This window comes from Corynebacterium sp. HMSC072A02 (genome assembly GCF_001810085.1).
Lineage (GTDB): Bacteria > Actinomycetota > Actinomycetes > Mycobacteriales > Mycobacteriaceae > Corynebacterium > Corynebacterium hesseae.
On sequence record NZ_KV799884.1, the window covers coordinates 1 to 15,590 of the forward strand.

The following is a 15,590-nucleotide window of genomic DNA, read 5'->3' on the forward strand; positions in this document are numbered from 1 at the left end:
ACGTTGCTCACCCACCCATGGCCTAAGTCAGGACAAGCCAGACAACAGCACGAGGCTGAAAGCAAAGGCGACGGTGGCTAGATCCATAGTGGGAAACTATAGCTTGTCGGTGCTGTCCTCTGGCGGTAGCGCAAGTGACTCGCCGTCCTTGACTGTCGGGTCGTCGTCGGTGTATTCGCCGGTCTCATAGTCATAGCCCACGGCGTGTCCATCTTCATCCGTGCGCGCGTACCACTCGGTGACTTCAACCGCGGTGGAATCAAAGTCTGCACCAGTGGCGTAGGCGGAATCATCCGTTGTGGGCTCAATGGCCAACGCAAAGTTATCGCCGTGGTCCCGCACGCCGTGGATGATGGCATTGGACACTGCTTGTTCTTCATAGAACGTGCGGATCGCGGCGGGGTCGTGACGCAACTCCCGAATCAACGCGATGCACATGAGCACAATGATGACCGCGAAAGGCAATGCAGTCACGGTGATGAGGTTCTGGAGGCCTTGCAGCGCATTACGGCCGCCCGCGAGAAGAATCACTACGGCGATTCCCGCCATGCACATGACCCAGAAGATGGTGACCCCGGGCTTCGGCTTCGGGTTGCCGCGTTGCGTGAGCTGTGAGTTCACGATGGACGCGGAATCCGCCGTGGTGATGAAGAAGACGATGAGCATGACGAGCACGAGCGGCGCCATGATCTGCGACCCCGGCAGGTGATCCAGAACGGTGAAGAAGATATCTTCTGCAGGCGGCATGGAGTCAATCGTTCCATCGGGCGCAATATCTCCGTCGCGACGCTGCAGCCAGATTGTCGTTCCGCCCAGGATGGTGAAAGCACACACGATGATGGCGGAAGGAATAAGCAAGACGCCCACAATGTACTGGCGGATGGTACGCCCGCGCGAGATCTTGGCCACGAACACGCCAACGAAGGGCGCCCAGGACACCCACCAGGCCCAGTAGAACGTGGTCCACGAGGACAGGAACGACACCATCTCTTCGCCTTGTCCCATGTTGGCGGAGAGCATGCTCGGCATCTCATCGAGGTACTCAATGATGACGGCGGGCAGCATGTTGGCCAGGAAGGCGGTGGGCCCCACGACAAAGAAGAAGACCGCGAGCCCGAGCGCCAAGACAAGGTTGATGTTGGATAGCCAGCGGATTCCTTTCGATACACCCGAGACCGCGGAGAAGATCGTGCCGATGGACAGCACTATGATGATGACCAGCGCCGCCGTGTTGCCCGTGGTTGACCAGCCGCTGACGATTTCCACGCCGCGACCGATCTGCAAAGCTCCAATACCGAGCGTTGCCGCGGTGCCAAAAAGTGTGGCGATGATTGCTAGCCCGTCGATGATGCGCGCGGGCATGGAGTCCGTCTCGCGGTTGCCAAAAAGCGGCATGAGGATAGAACTCATCAACGGCACTCGCCCGCGGCGGTAGGACACGTAGGCCACACACAGTCCGACGATGGCATAGATTGCCCACGCATTGATTCCCCAGTGCATCGCTGCTTGAGCCATCGCACCCATGACGGCTTCATCGCTGGCGGCCTCATAAGCGCCGGGCCGGGGTGACAGGTAGTAGCTCAGCGGCTCAAAGGGGCCGAAGAAGATAATTCCGATGCCGATGCCGGCTCCAAAGAGCATCGCTGCCCAGCTCACAGTAGAGAACTCCGGCTTCTCTCCATCCACGCCCAAGGGAATTTTTCCGTATTTGGAAAAAGCGAGGATGAGGAGCAAGAACATAAGGAATGTTGCCAGCGTGGTAAAGATCCATCCCAGGTTGCGCATGACCCAATCCAAGGCCGCGGAGGAGGCAGTGAAAACCTGCTCGGGCGCGATGACACCCCAGGCAACGAATGCCACAATGAGTCCGCCCACGACGATCAAAATGGGTTTGTCCACCCCATACTTCACCTTTTGGTCTTCGATGGACACGCCCGGAACCAAGGCCGGATGGATGTTGTGCGGATAGATAATATCTTTAAGAATCCGCTTAGCCTCGCGCGTACGCTTCTTGCTCTGATCGGTATTGTTCACCGAACTACGAGAATCAGCCGTGATGGGTCTTCACTCCTTATTCGATATGTTGTTGTTTAAGTCTTCTATCGACCGTATCGGAGATCCGGCTCCTGCGTAAGCTTGAGACAAGTCCGTCGATTCCCATCTGACCCACGAGGTGACTGCCACAACTATGGCGCTGTATCCGCTAGCTCCTTCTTATTTTGGTGTCGAGCACGTCGCGGTTCTTGAGCACGTGAACTTCTCCACCGCGTTGAGCATCCCTGGGTTGGCGCAGGAGCCTGCGCTCGTCGACGTTTCCTTGCTCCCCGACCCCACCACCGGGGGCTGGCGCGTACATTCAGCTTTCGGTTTCTTGGGTTCACTCGATGGCGAGGAGTCCGCAGAGTATCCCGCCCTGAATCGACTGCGCACGGCGGCGATGAACCCGGCGACGCATGCCACCGTCGACATTGTCGACGGTGAGGTGGAGATCGCCCTCGCCTTGGGGCTCGACCCGTGGATGGTTCCCGCCAACAACCAACCGGCGGGTACCGCGCTGCTCAACGGCGGACAGGGCGCGCTTGTTCGCGTCGCGGAAGGCGAGCTCACCGCATATCAGCTCCGCACGATGGGTACGGAACAGTTCTTCGTGACGCTCGTGCTTCTCGACGACACCGTCCTCGCCACCCACGACAACCTCGTCCTCGGACCGTGCGCGGAGCTCTCCGATGCCCCAGCGTTGGCCGCCGCGTTCGCGGCCGCCACACAAACCAGTGCCTCCCTTGCCGCCCGTGCTTATGCTGGCGCGGGCCGCATCGCAGTGGACTTTCCAATAGACCCCGAAGCGCTCTTCGCCCCCGCAGTCCCGCCGTTGCCGATCGACCCGAACAAGCCTGCCATCCCGCCAGTGCTCAACCCCAATGCCGATTGGGAGTTCACTGCCCCGGCCGATCCCCTTACCTCACCGCTGCCGGCCGGTCCACGCGCCTTCACGTCCCCCAAAGACACCTTTTAACTGGCACCTTATGCGCTTAACCTAATACACTGAACTGGGGTTTCCCCGAAAACCGGCCCCAAATGGTGCCTTTACTTTGGTTCCTTTGCCCCTGCCGCGCGCACGAATCGCTTTCCGTCGACTAGGCGCGTCGCACCCGTAGCGTCGAGGTGCTCCAGCACCGGGATGGCAACCCGGCGCGTCGTTCCAAGTGCCTTGCGCGCCTCCGAGAGGGTGAAGGGCTGTTCCAACTGTGAGACCACGGCGAGTGCCTCGCGCGGAGCTGAAGGCAGAAGCACCACACCGTTAGCCAGCCGGAGCAGGCGCCCAGCGCGTTCGGCAGCGGCCAGCTCTTTCGGGCCCAAGCCCAGCTCTTTGAGGTCTTCCGCTTCCGGGGCAGCAAAGGGGTCCTCGCGCAGTCGCCGCTCGAGCTCCGCCACTCCCCTCTCCGCGGGGCCAAGGTCGACTGTCTGCCCGGGCATGCGCAGCACGCCATCAACTGTCTCGAGCTTGGCAGCTGCTACCGCTAGGCCTAACAAGGCCGGCTCGGTCAGTCCCAGTGCATCCATGGCCGCTGCCTTCGTCAGCCCCGGAGAGAGCGGATTCGCCTTGGCGTGGGCTTCCACAGTCTGAATCAAAGACCTTTTCCACGCAGTGACCTGGCTGGCGGCGATCCACCAGTCGCGGAACTCAATGACTCCCGCTGGCTTCTCTGTCACCGAAAAGCCATCGCGCACAAGACCATGCAGCTCCGCGTAGCCACAGCGCTTGAGCCATTGGGCCGGGTTCGTTGCTTCTAAAGTTTCTAGCTCAACAGCGCGCTTCTTGGCATCGCCGCGCCTATTCAATTCAGCTGGGTGTACATCCACCACCTCAAAACCGGCCACGACGTGCCGCCCGCCCGGACTGCGCACCACAAACCTATCGAGCAAAGTAAGCGGTAGCGGGCTTTCCAGAGTCAACCGCGCGAACTCACCTCCTAAAGGCCGCAGCCGCGCTCCCACTCCCGCGGTGCCGATGTGCACCACGAGGTTCTGTGGAAGCTCGCTCATGTTAGTACCGAACGTTCGCCGCACATCCACGGTGTCGAGCACACGCCAGCACCCAGGGCTAAGCAAAGCATCTCCGCGATGAACCTGGTCCGCGGCCACCCCGCGCAGGTTGAGCGCTACGCGCGTGACGGGTGCAGCGCTGTCCACTGCCCTGTTCTCACTGTGCACCCCACGCACCGTGGCGCGTTGCCCACTGAGCTCAAGGTCATCGCCAACCGAAACCGTCCCGGCCGCCAACGTTCCCGTCACCACGGTTCCAGCGCCCTTCACGCTGAAGGCGCGATCCACCCACAATCGCACGCGCGCCTGCGGATCCGGCGCGGGCATAGCAGCAAGCACGCTATCCAATTCGGCACGCAGCTTCTCCACGCCTTCGCCGGTCTTTGCGGAAACGTAGACAATGGGGGCGTCGGCAAGCGCTGTTCCAGCCAGTTCTGCTTTGACCTGCGCGGCTACCTCTGCCCGGCGGGCAGTATCAGCCCTATCAGCACGAGTCAGCGCCACCACGCCGTGCTCGATTCCCAGAGCGCGCAGAGCATCGCGGTGGTCTGTGGACTGTGCCTGCCAGCCTTCATCGGCCGCCACCACAAAGAGAACCACCGATGCCGGCCCCACCCCGGCCAGCATGTTGCCCAAGAACTTCTCGTGCCCCGGCACATCGACAAATGCGACGTCCGCGCCCGAGTCCAGCCTCGTCCACACAAAACCTAAGTCGATGGTCAATCCCCGCCGCTTTTCTTCCTCCCAGCGGTCCGGTTCCATCCCCGTCAACGCCTTGACCAGGCTCGACTTGCCGTGATCCACGTGCCCCGCAGTGGCCACTACATACACCTAGATCACCGCCCGCAATGCCGCGATGAGTTCTGCATCCTGTACCTCCGGCACGCAGCGCACATCCACCAGGCAGCGTCCCTGATTCACGCGCGCCACCACAGGAGGCTGCCCCAACCGCAACGGCCGCGCCAACTCCTCTGGCAACGCCACGGCCCACCCCGGTAGCGGCACCTCTGGAGCCCCACCACCGCCGACGCGTCCGGCGTGTTCGACGACCTCACCGCCAACTGCCGCTGCCACCTTCTCCGTGCGCTCGCGGTGGCGTTGCGGATCAATGTGGAGCGCGTCCTGCACGGCGTTGGAGGGCGTGGACAGAGAGGCCTCAAGCGCGTTGAGCCGCAGCTTATCGATGCGCACCGCCCGCGCCAACGGATGTTTCTTGCACGCAGTAATCGCTTCCTTTGTACCGACGAGCACCCCGGCCTGCGGGCCGCCGAGCAGCTTATCCCCTGAAAAGAGGACAACGTCGGCGCCATCGCGAAGAGCCTCGCTGGCGGAGGGTTCTGCCGGCAGCGCGTCATCTGGTCTAAGCAACCCCGAACCGATATCCACGATGAGCGGCAAGTCGGTGAGCGCACGAAGCTCAGCAACCGATACCGAAGAAGTGAACCCACTGATCAGGAAGTTGGAGGGATGCACCTTCAAGATGGCTCCCGTGTCCTCCCCCATCGCCCGCTCATAGTCCGCCAGGTGAGTGCGGTTCGTAGCGCCGACCTCGCGCAAGCGGGTGGCCGTGGACTCGATGAGCTCGGGCAAGCGGAATCCCGCGCCAATCTCGATGAGCTCACCGCGGGAGATGATGACTTCCTTGCCAGGGGCCAAGGCCGCCGTAGCCAACAGCAGCGCGGAGGCACCGTTGTTCACTATCAGCGCATCCTCCGCGCCGGGGCATGCAGCCAATACCGCATCAACGGCCGCGCGGCCCCTATCTCGTGAGCGCAGGCCGCTGTCCAGATCCATCTCAACGTCCGTATACGATGCCGCGGACACTAGCGCATCTACCGCTGCCGGCGGTAAAGGAGCCCTGCCCAAGTTCGTGTGGATGATGACGCCAGTGGCGTTGATGACGTGGCGCAAGGAATATGGCTGCACAGCATCGAGCCTGGTGGCCAGCTCCTCCTCAATCTGGGAGGGGGCGAGGGAGCCGGAGCGGGCGTCGGCAAGCACGGCGTCGATGATCCCGCGCACCGAGTGCGGCGCCAGGCGGTGGTGGGCATCCTGCACCGCCGGGTACTGGAGGATCTCATCCATCTTCGGGATAAAGCGGCGGGGGTCAGTCATCAAAGTTCCTCCTAGCTGCGCACATGGCGGAGACGGACAGGAATCGAACCTGCCAGACCGAGATGCTCGGCCTCACCGGTTTTGAAGACCGGGGCGCCCACCAGGACACGTACGCCTCCGTCTGCTCACCTTACACGGGGCTAAAGTAGGACTTATGACTGACATTAAACTTACGTCCTTTGCCGCCGGTGGCGGTTGCGCCTGCAAGATTCCCCCGGGAGAACTCGAGTCTGCTGTGGAGGGCCTCGTGGGCACCGCGGACCCCAACGTGCTGGTCGGGCTTGACGACGGCGACGATGCCTCCGCCGTGCGCATCCCCAACGGCCTGGCGGTCATCTCTACCGCGGATTTCTTCACGCCGATGCTCAATGACCCTTATGACTGGGGCCGCGTGGCTGCTGCCAATGCGCTTTCCGACGTCTACGCCATGGGCGGCACCCCCATCACCGCCATCAACCTGGTTGGCTGGCCACGCGAGGTGCTTGGTCTCGACATTTTGCGCGAGGTTCTGCGCGGCGGCATGGACGTGGCATCTCAGGCCGGCATCTCCATTACCGGCGGTCACTCCATCACTGCACCGGAACCCACCTATGGTTTGGCAGCCACGGGTATCGTCCACCCGGATAAAATCCTGCGCAACGACGCCGCCGAAGCAGGGCTTCCCATCACGCTGACCAAACCGATTGGCGTGGGTATCCTCAACAACAAGCACAAAGCCACCGGCGAGGTTTCCCAAGCCGCGGTGGACTCCATGACCGCGCTTAATCGGGATGCCTCTGCGGCAGCCGTGGCGGCCGGCGTGCGCGCGGCTACCGACGTCACCGGCTTCGGACTGTTGGGCCACCTCTACAAGATGTGCCGCGCCTCCGGTATAGGCGCAGAGCTGGACTTCTCAGCTGTTCCTGCGATTGAAGGTGCCAAGGATGCCTTGGCGGATGGCTTCATCCCGGGTGGCTCGCGCCGCAATCTGGATTGGGTGCGCCCCCACCTCGACACAGATTTGAGCGAGGAAGACTTGATTTTCCTCGCCGATGCCCAAACATCCGGTGGACTCCTCGTCATCGGCGAGGTTCCCGGCTACCCAGTCATTGGCCGGACTGTGCCGGGCGATGCACGGATTTCTATCCGCTAGTCACCGTCGAATGGCTGAGGCCCTCTGCCCTGCGGCGGGCTTCAGCGCGCCGCTTTTGGGGGCCAATGCTTGTCGACGGATCCTTCACCGCCTCCAGCCCAGCGTTGAGCACGCCAAAGCGCGTGCACGCGGATCCCGCCATGAGCGCCACGCCGGATACCACCGACACCGCGCGCGACTTTGTCGCCGACGCGATTACGGTTCCCACCCCACCCGCGGCGATGAGCGCCTCAGAGGCCTTCATGAGTTTCCCGGGCGTGCCTTCGTGCAGCGGGCGAAGAGGCTCAGGCTCCATGTTCGCTTCCATGACACGGGTCGCGGCCAGATCGGCCGCTGCGGCAGTAATACCGAGCGCTCGTGCCGCGCCCGCATTCTCCACCGGGGTAAAGACCATGACAGCACCCGACGCCGCTGCCGAGGCCGAGGAAACAAAGACATAGGGCAAGTGCTTCTTCGCATCGTTCCACGTCGGGTTAGAGGTATTAGCCAGCAGCACCGCGGTGTAACCCGCCAGCGGTCCGCCAAGCACGCCGGCGACAGCGCCTGCTGGGCCCGCGGCCTTATTGAGGAGGCGGCGAAGCGGCTCCGGCAGCACACCACCGACCAGCTCGTCCGCTTCCACGACCGCGGGCAGGGCCGCGGCGGAAGCGAAGCTGCCCAGGATCCACGAGCCGATGGACATCGGCGAGGTCACCTTGAAGACGCGGAACATGTTGAGCAGGCGCTCTGGGCGGCCGAGGTCCAGCACCAAAAAGACCGAACCTACCGACGCCGCGGAGAAAGCCGTCAACCGCGTCGAGCGTTTCAGCGGTGCGTTCCCAGTGGCCTGGGCACCGGCGGCCAACATCGCAGAACCGCCGGCCACGCCGCCGAGGAAGAAATAGCCGCCGATGGGCCACTCCCACGGCGGGGCCTTGACCACGGGCTTGCCGTAATAGGAGGAGAACTCAAAGTCCTCCGCCATGCGTTCTTCCTTAGAACCATCCTGTGCGCCGGCGCCGACGCGGCCACGCCGACGCTTCTTTCCACCGCCACGACGCCGACGCGGCTCCTGTGGAGGACGGTACTCATCAAACTCGCTCATTTCCGGCCTCCCATCATGAATGCTCCTGCCACAGCCAGCGCCATGCCGCCGATGGCTTTCACAGCCGTCTTGTACATCTGCGGCAAATCCGCCGTGGGCACGCGCGGATCCGGCGGCAGCCCATAAACCTCTGGGGAATCCAGCAACAAGAAGATTGATCCCGTTCCCCCAACACCATCGTGCGAGTTTGCTCCGTAGAGGCGGGCTTCGGTCAGGCCTTGCTCGTGGAGGACACGCACACGCTCCCGCGCTGCGGCAAGCATCTCCTCGTATGGGCCGAATTGGATGGAGTCCGTCGGGCAGGTCTTGGCGCAGGCAGGCTGCTCACCAATTTTCAGGCGGTCATAGCACATGGTGCACTTCTGGGCCACGCCCAGATTCTTAATGGGCATGGCTTGTCCCGGCGTATGGTCCGGACCTTGCGGCTCGAGTTGCTTCAGCTTTGCCAACACGTTTACGCCCGCGTGGTCCGGAACCTGGTAGTCCACGGTAGCCGTTTTATCCGCCTTCAGCGTCACGCCGCCGTCATCGCGGCGCTCAATCACGCCGAACGGACAACCGGCCACGCATGTCCCGCAACCATTGCACACATCATCCTGGACCACGACGGTGCCGAATTCGGAACGGAACAGCGCGCCTGTCGGGCACACGTCCAAGCATCCAGCGTTGGTGCAATGCTTGCACACGTCGGAGGACATCAACCACCGGAAATCATCGGTATCCGGGGTCACGCTTGGGGCGGAAGCTTTGGGCATGCCTAGCGAAACAAGTTTCCGTCCCTCCTCGCGAGCCTGTTGAATACGCTCGTTGCTTTGCTCAATGAAGGCCACGTGGCGCCAAGTATTGGCGCCCAGCGAACCAGTGTTGTCATAAGAGTCACCGGTGACCGCGTACCCCTCAACCGGGTTGCGGTTCCACTCCTTACACGCCACCTCGCAGGCCTTGCAGCCAATGCAAATCGAGGTATCCGTAAAGAAAGCCATGCGCTGATAGGACTCATAGCCGTGCTTATCAGCCTTTTCGGTCAAAAGATTAGCCATTGGTCCTCCTTAGCTTTCTTTGCCTTCATAGTCGGCGACGTTTCCAGCAGTCGCATCATCACCCGTGTTGTCCTCGGTAGCTGCTTTCTCAGTGCTGAAGGCATCGGCAACATCCAGGATCCGGTTGCCGGAGTCCACGGTGAGGTGCGCTCGTTCTTGGTACTCACGCAAGAGCTGAAGACGTGCCTCGCCACGCGGGCGGCGGCCCGGCTGGATATCGCACGCGCCCACCTTGGAATTCTGGATGAATACGTTTGGTTCCAGGGTCAGGCCCAACAGGTCGTTGGCGCCATCGCCGGCTACCTCGGTGGTCTCCGATTCTCCGTAGTGATACGGCAGACCGATCTGGTGGAAGTCCTCACCATTGATAGTAAGCATCTCCATGCGGTCCGTTACCAGAACCTGTGCCTCGATGACACCGCGTGGGGACACGATGGTGGCCCACTCACCGTTGACCAATCCACGCTTGGCGGCCAGCTCCTTGTCCACCTCACAGAAGAGTCCCGGCTGCAGCTCCGCCAAATAAGGCAGGCGGCGTGACATCGCACCCGAGGTATACATCTCCGTCAGGCGATAGGTGGAGAAGACGAACGGGAAAACATCAGCACCGCGCTCCCCCGGCTCCGGGCGAGAGAGGTTGTCTTCGCGCTTAATTGTCAGGCGCGTCGGCGACTGCTGCTGCTTGTACAGCGCATTGTGTACTGGTGATTCTTGCGGCTCGTAGTGAGTCGGCAGCGGGCCGTCAGACAATCCCTTCGGCGCGAACAGCCAGCCCAGGCCGTCGGCCTGCATGATAAACGGATCATCGCCATCAAGGGCATCGGGGCCAATGGCGTCGACAGGCGCCACGTAGTCCGGGCGCTTCGTCAACGGGAAGTCGGGCACGTCATCGCCAACCCACTTTCCTTGCTCTTCATCCCACCAGATGTACTTCTTGCGCTCCGACCACGGAGTTCCATCCGGCTTTGCGGAAGCACGGTTGTACAGGATGCGGCGATTGGCCGGCCAGACCCAACCCCAGTCGAGAGCAACCTCGTTTTGCTCCGAACCCGGAACCTTCTTCGCGGCATGGTTGATGCCGTCCTTATACACACCGGTGTAAATCCAGCAACCGCCGGAGGTGGAGCCATCAGTGCGCATTTCTGTGAAGGCAGGCAAGAGCTGCCCCTTCTTCGGGCCGTCGAGATAGTAACCGTTGATCTCCCGCAAAATCTCATCCGAGCTCGGATCGCCGTGCTCATCTTCGGTGTAATCCCAAGTTACGGACTTGATTGGCAGGTCGCGCGGATCAGTCGAATCCGCGAGGCGCTCCCTAATCTTCTTGCCCAGCTGGTAGAAGAACCACGCCTCGCTGCGCGCTTGCCCAGGTGGCGGAACCGCTTGGAAACGCCACTGGACCATGCGCTGAGTCTGGGTAAAGGTTCCAGACTTCTCCACGTGGGTAGCTGCCGGCATGAGGAAGACCTCAGTAGCAATGTCCTCAGTCTTCAGCTCGCCGTTCTTAATCTCCGGCGAATCCTTCCAGAAGCTTGCAGTCTCAATCTCTTGGAAATCGCGAACAACCAGCCATTTCAGGGAAGCGAGACCGCGGCGCTGCATACCACCGTTGGACTGCGCCACCGCCGGATTCTGACCGAAGACAAAGTAGCCCTCTACCTCATGGCGCAGCATGGCCAGCAAGGTCTCATAGGTCGAGTGTGCTCCAGAGAGGCGCGGCATGAGGTTAAAGCCCCAGTCGTTCTCCTTGGTAGCAGCATCGCCCCAGTAGGACTTCATGAGCGAGACCGCGTAGTTCTCGCCCAATTGCCAGAAGCCCTTCTGGTCCGCCGCGCGGAAAGAATCCAGGTAATCCGACCAGGTTTCCTGGTCCACATGCGGCATGGGCAGGTAGCCCGGAAGCGAGTTGAACAGGGTCGGGATATCCGTCGAACCCTGAATCGAGGCGTGCCCGCGTAGCGCCATGATGCCGGAACCGGGGCGGCCCACGTTACCCATGAGCAGCTGCAGGATTGCCGCGGTGCGGATGAACTGTGCACCCAGAGTGTGCTGGGTAAAGCCCAAAGCGTAGGCAAAGCACGTTGTGCGCTCCGGGTTAGAGTTCTGCGCAATGGAATCCGCCAAGTAGTAGAAGTCCTCCGGCGAAATGCCGCACGTCTCCTCCACCATCTCCGGGGTGTAGCGCGAGTAGTGGCGCTTGAGAATCTGGAAGACCGTGTTCGGGTCCTCCAGCGTCATGTCCTTCTCCACGTTCCACGAGGAGCCCTCGGGCTTTTGTACGTATTGCCACGAGTCCGTGACATACTTACCCTTCTCTGCGTCGTATCCAGAGAACAGGCCCTCCAAATCCTCGGTGTCCTTAAAGTCCGGCGAAATCATCGACGCCGCGTTGGTGTAATTCACCACATAATCGTGGAAATACAGGTCATTATCCAGCACGTACTTGATAATCGCGCCGAGCAACACCACGTCGGTGCCACCGCGAATACCGATGTGACGGTTCGCAAAGGCAGACGTACGCGTATAACGCGGATCAACGTGAATAATGCGCGCGCCGCGCTTCTTGGCTTCAACGACCCATTGGAAACCAACTGGGTGGCATTCCGCCATGTTAGAACCCTCGATGACGATGCAGTCCGCATTCGCCATATCCTGCAGCGGTTGGGTTGCGCCGCCGCGGCCAAACGAAGTTCCTAGACTAGGAACGGTGGCGGAGTGTCATATGCGCGCCTGGTTCTCCACCTGAATGGCACCGGTGGCAGTAAACAGCTTCTTGATGAGGTAATTCTCCTCATTATCCAGCGTCGCACCGCCCAATCCAGCGATACCCATCGTGCGGTTAAGGGGACGCCCCTGCTTATCGACGTCCTCCCAGTGCCTTGCGCGCGATTCCACGAAGCGGTCCGCGATCATGTTCATGGCGGTCTCTTCATCGAGCTCCTGCCATTCGGTGGCGTAGGGTGCTCGGTACTTGATCGTGGTGATGCGAGTCGAGGAGTTAATGAGCTGCTCAGAAGCCGAGCCCTTAGGGCACAGACGCCCGCGGGAAATTGGGGAGTCCGGATCGCCCTCGATTTGGATGACCTTGTCATCCTTGACATAGACGCGCTGGGAACAGCCCACCGCGCAATAGGGGCACACCGATTGCACCACGCGGTCCGCGTCTACGGTGCGTCCGCGCAGATCTTCGCTCTTAGCCGACTGCGTAGACACATCGCGACCGAAGGCATCCTTGTTCCGGATCTGGCGCACGACGGGCCAGTTCAGTGGGCTAAAACGTGACATACCTTAAACCTACTTGCTTGCCCCAGCGTTTTCCAGCTGCCACTACCCTGCCTCTCGAAACAGCGCCGCTGAGTACGCTGACAACTATGAACCACACTAAGCACTTTGAGCTCAAGGTCCCCGGCGGCAAGCTGCTCGTCGTTGACCTCGATTTAGACACCGACAACACCGTCACTGCCGCGAAGGTTTCCGGTGACTTCTTCCTCGAGCCTGAGGAAGCCTACGAGGCACTAGCCCCAGCACTGATCGGCATCACTACCGCCACCTCGACAGAGGAAATTCAATCCTGCCTCGATGCCGCCCTTGCACGAATCGATTCACCCGTAGCTCTCCACGGCTTTGACACCCACCACCTTGCCGTCACCGTTAAGCGCGCGCTGTCTGGTGGCACCGATTTCACCGACCACCACTGGGAGATCCTGCGCCCAGGTGTTCTCCCCACGCCCGTAAATGTCGCACTTGACGAGGTTCTCCTCAACGAAGTTGCTGAAGGAAAGCGCGGGCCCACGCTCCGATTTTGGGAATGGGAAGACCGTGCCGTCGTATTCGGTTCCTACCAGTCCTATGCCAATGAGCTGGATCAGGAGGGCGTCGACAAGCACGGCATTGTTCCGGTGCGCCGAATCTCCGGCGGTGGCGCGATGTTCATGGAGGGTGGCAATTGCGTGACCTATTCCCTGTACGCCCCGGAATCGCTCGTGGCCGGCTATTCCTACGAGGCCAGCTACGAATACCTGGACCAGTGGGTGCTCGCGGCACTGAACAAGCTTGGCGTCAATGCATGGTACGTGCCGATTAATGACATCACCTCGGACGGCGGCAAGATTGGCGGCGCCGCCCAGAAGCGCCGTAAGGGCGCGGTACTGCATCACACCACGATGAGCTATGACATCGACGCGGACAAGATGATGGAGGTCTTGCGCATCGGCAAGGTCAAGGTCTCGTCGAAGGGCCTTGCCAGTGCAAAGAAGCGCGTCGACCCGCTCCGCCGCCAAACCGGCGTGCCCCGCGAGGAGATCATCGAGACCATGGCGCGCGAGTTCGCCACCCGCTATGGCGCCGTCGACGCCGTGCTTTCCGACGACTCCCTCGCCGCCGCCCGCCGCCTCGTCGACACCAAATTCCTCAACGATGAATGGACCAAGCGCATCCCATAATTTGCGGGGGAATTTCTGGGCAGCGTACGGTGTTATAAGTTCAAGTGAACCGATCGGTACGAGAGTGCCGAACTAAATGGTCCATTTCTATACAACACTGTCTAGAAGGAAAATCTCGTGTCAGACACTTCCTCTCGTGCATCCTCCCGCACGCTGCCCTCTTGGGCCACCGGCTTTGGCGCCCAAGTTATCGCCGGTCTCATCATCGGCCTCATTCTCGGTTTTATCGCTTCCGGCATGGAGTCTGAGTGGCTCTCCGATACCCTGTCCGGCGTCGGCGGCGCGTACGTCCAATTGCTCAAGGTGATGGTCCCGCCTCTCATCTTCGCGGCTGTCGTCACCTCAGTTGCTAACCTGCGCAAGGTGGCTAACGCCGCCTCGCTGGCGATCTCTACTCTGGTCTGGTTTGCCATTACGGCGTTCTTCTCCGTCTTGGCTGGCATTCTCGTCGCCCTCGTGATGAAGCCGGGCGTAGGCACAACTGTCGATGCTTCCACCGCCGCCGACCCATCCCACATCGGCTCCTGGACCGCTTTCCTCCAGCAACTTGTCCCCGCCAACTTCTTCGGTCTCACCGCTTCGCTGAGCGACGGTGAAATCTCCCTCAGCTTCGGTGCCCTTCAGCTCCTTGTCATTTCCCTTGTGCTGGGCATCGCCGCGGTCAAGGCTGGCAAGGCGGCCGATCCCTTCCTACACTTCACCGAATCCTTCCTCAAGGTCATCCAGGTGGTCCTTTGGTGGATCATCCGCCTTGCCCCGATTGGCACCGCCGCTCTCATCGGCAAAGCCGTAGCCACCTATGGTTGGGACGCGCTTAGCTCCTTGGGCAAGTTCGTCCTCGCGATGTATGTGGGCCTTGCACTTGTAATTTTCGTGGTCTACCCCGCCGTGCTCGCATTCAACCGGATCCCGGTAGTTGGCTTCTACAAGCGAGTCTGGCCCGTCTTCTCCCTTGGCTTCGTCACCCGCTCCTCCATGGGCGTCATGCCAGTTACCCAGCGCTTTACGGAAAAGGCCATGGGCGTGCCCCGCGAATACGCCTCCTTCGCCATTCCGCTGGGCGCTACCACGAAGATGGACGGCTGCGCTTCCGTCTACCCGGCCATCGCCGCCATCTTCATTGCACAGTTCTACGGCGTTGATCTCTCCTTCACCCAGTACCTGCTCATCATCTTCGTTTCCGTCATTGGTTCCGCAGCAACCGCCGGCACGACCGGCGCTACCGTCATGCTGACGCTGACGCTCTCCACGTTGGGCCTTCCGCTCGCCGGCGTGGGTCTGTTGCTGGCCATCGAACCCATCATTGATATGGGACGCACCGCCGTCAACGTCACCGGCCAATCACTGTGTGCCACCATCGTGGCCAAGCGCGCCGGCATTCAAGACGAAGCCGTGTGGGACGCTGCTGGTAACGGAGTCTCACACATAATGAACGAGGACCAAGACGCAGACGAGCCCGAGACACAGCCGGTCAACACGACTGCATAATTCTTCCTGCCCCTCCCCAAGCCTTCCTAACACGCAAGAGCCGTGTAGGAAGGCTTCGGTATTTCTGCCCCAACCGACGGGCTTTACCCGTCGTTCTTTTCGACGGTGGGTGTGTTCTTGGGTTCTTGTCCTTTCGGTTGTTTGGAGTGGTGTCGTCGTTTGATTCGACGAGGGCTAGGCCCCTGTTCTTCGTTATCGTCGTCGTTTGAATCGACGGGGTTTAGAAGGGGATGTCCTCGCCGTTGTCG

Annotated in this window: 10 protein-coding genes and 1 tRNA gene; 4 read left to right on the forward strand and 7 right to left on the reverse strand. The window is 61.1% G+C overall.

The window, feature by feature from the left end:
- Window positions 1-96: 96 nt before the first annotated feature.
- Window positions 97-2,034 carry a BCCT family transporter gene (locus HMPREF2698_RS12265; RefSeq protein ID WP_070565078.1) on the reverse strand — a complete coding sequence of 646 codons (1,938 nt, stop codon included), beginning with the start codon at window positions 2,032-2,034 and terminating at the stop codon, window positions 97-99.
- Between the two features lie 154 nt (window positions 2,035-2,188).
- On the opposite strand from HMPREF2698_RS12265, the gene HMPREF2698_RS12270 reads away from it, so the two are divergent.
- A complete protein-coding gene (locus tag HMPREF2698_RS12270; RefSeq protein ID WP_070565081.1) occupies window positions 2,189-3,013 on the forward strand; it encodes a hypothetical protein in 825 nt (274 codons plus the stop codon).
- A 71-nt stretch (window positions 3,014-3,084) separates the two neighbouring features.
- On the opposite strand, the gene selB is transcribed toward HMPREF2698_RS12270, so the two are convergent.
- The 3 genes from selB to HMPREF2698_RS12285 form a co-directional block, all read right to left on the reverse strand.
- Window positions 3,085-4,875, reverse strand: a complete 1,791-nt coding sequence (gene selB, locus HMPREF2698_RS12275; RefSeq protein ID WP_070565084.1) for a selenocysteine-specific translation elongation factor — start codon at window positions 4,873-4,875, stop codon at window positions 3,085-3,087.
- The gene (selA, locus tag HMPREF2698_RS12280) at window positions 4,876-6,159 is read right to left on the reverse strand and encodes an L-seryl-tRNA(Sec) selenium transferase (protein WP_210386608.1); all 1,284 of its coding nucleotides are present in this window, start codon (window positions 6,157-6,159) and stop codon (window positions 4,876-4,878) included.
- A 24-nt stretch (window positions 6,160-6,183) separates the two neighbouring features.
- Window positions 6,184-6,278, reverse strand: a tRNA-Sec gene (locus tag HMPREF2698_RS12285).
- Between the two features lie 35 nt (window positions 6,279-6,313).
- Between HMPREF2698_RS12285 and selD the strand changes: the two genes are divergently transcribed.
- Window positions 6,314-7,291, forward strand: a complete 978-nt coding sequence (gene selD, locus HMPREF2698_RS12290; RefSeq protein WP_070530357.1) for a selenide, water dikinase SelD — start codon at window positions 6,314-6,316, stop codon at window positions 7,289-7,291.
- Here the strand turns inward: selD and nrfD are convergent.
- From nrfD to fdnG, 3 genes are read right to left on the reverse strand one after another with little or no spacing between them, the layout of a single operon-like run.
- Window positions 7,281-8,375, reverse strand: coding sequence for an NrfD/PsrC family molybdoenzyme membrane anchor subunit (gene nrfD, locus HMPREF2698_RS12295; protein WP_070524875.1), 1,095 nt, complete (start codon window positions 8,373-8,375; stop codon window positions 7,281-7,283). The genes selD and nrfD overlap by 11 nt on opposite strands.
- Window positions 8,372-9,415 (reverse strand): 4Fe-4S dicluster domain-containing protein, encoded by a 1,044-nt coding sequence (locus HMPREF2698_RS12300; protein WP_070565090.1) that lies wholly within the window; start codon window positions 9,413-9,415, stop codon window positions 8,372-8,374. Before HMPREF2698_RS12300 ends, nrfD begins: the two co-directional genes overlap by 4 nt.
- A gap of 9 nt (window positions 9,416-9,424) precedes the next feature.
- Window positions 9,425-12,697, reverse strand: a complete 3,273-nt coding sequence (gene fdnG, locus HMPREF2698_RS12305) for a formate dehydrogenase-N subunit alpha (RefSeq protein WP_246819473.1) — start codon at window positions 12,695-12,697, stop codon at window positions 9,425-9,427.
- 86 nt (window positions 12,698-12,783) lie between these two features.
- Between fdnG and HMPREF2698_RS12315 the strand changes: the two genes are divergently transcribed.
- Together HMPREF2698_RS12315 and HMPREF2698_RS12320 are read left to right on the forward strand one after the other, a co-directional pair.
- Window positions 12,784-13,854 carry a lipoate--protein ligase family protein gene (locus tag HMPREF2698_RS12315; protein WP_070565095.1) on the forward strand — a complete coding sequence of 357 codons (1,071 nt, stop codon included), beginning with the start codon at window positions 12,784-12,786 and terminating at the stop codon, window positions 13,852-13,854.
- A gap of 117 nt (window positions 13,855-13,971) precedes the next feature.
- Window positions 13,972-15,342 carry a dicarboxylate/amino acid:cation symporter gene (locus HMPREF2698_RS12320; protein ID WP_070565099.1) on the forward strand — a complete coding sequence of 457 codons (1,371 nt, stop codon included), beginning with the start codon at window positions 13,972-13,974 and terminating at the stop codon, window positions 15,340-15,342.
- Window positions 15,343-15,590: the final 248 nt, after the last annotated feature.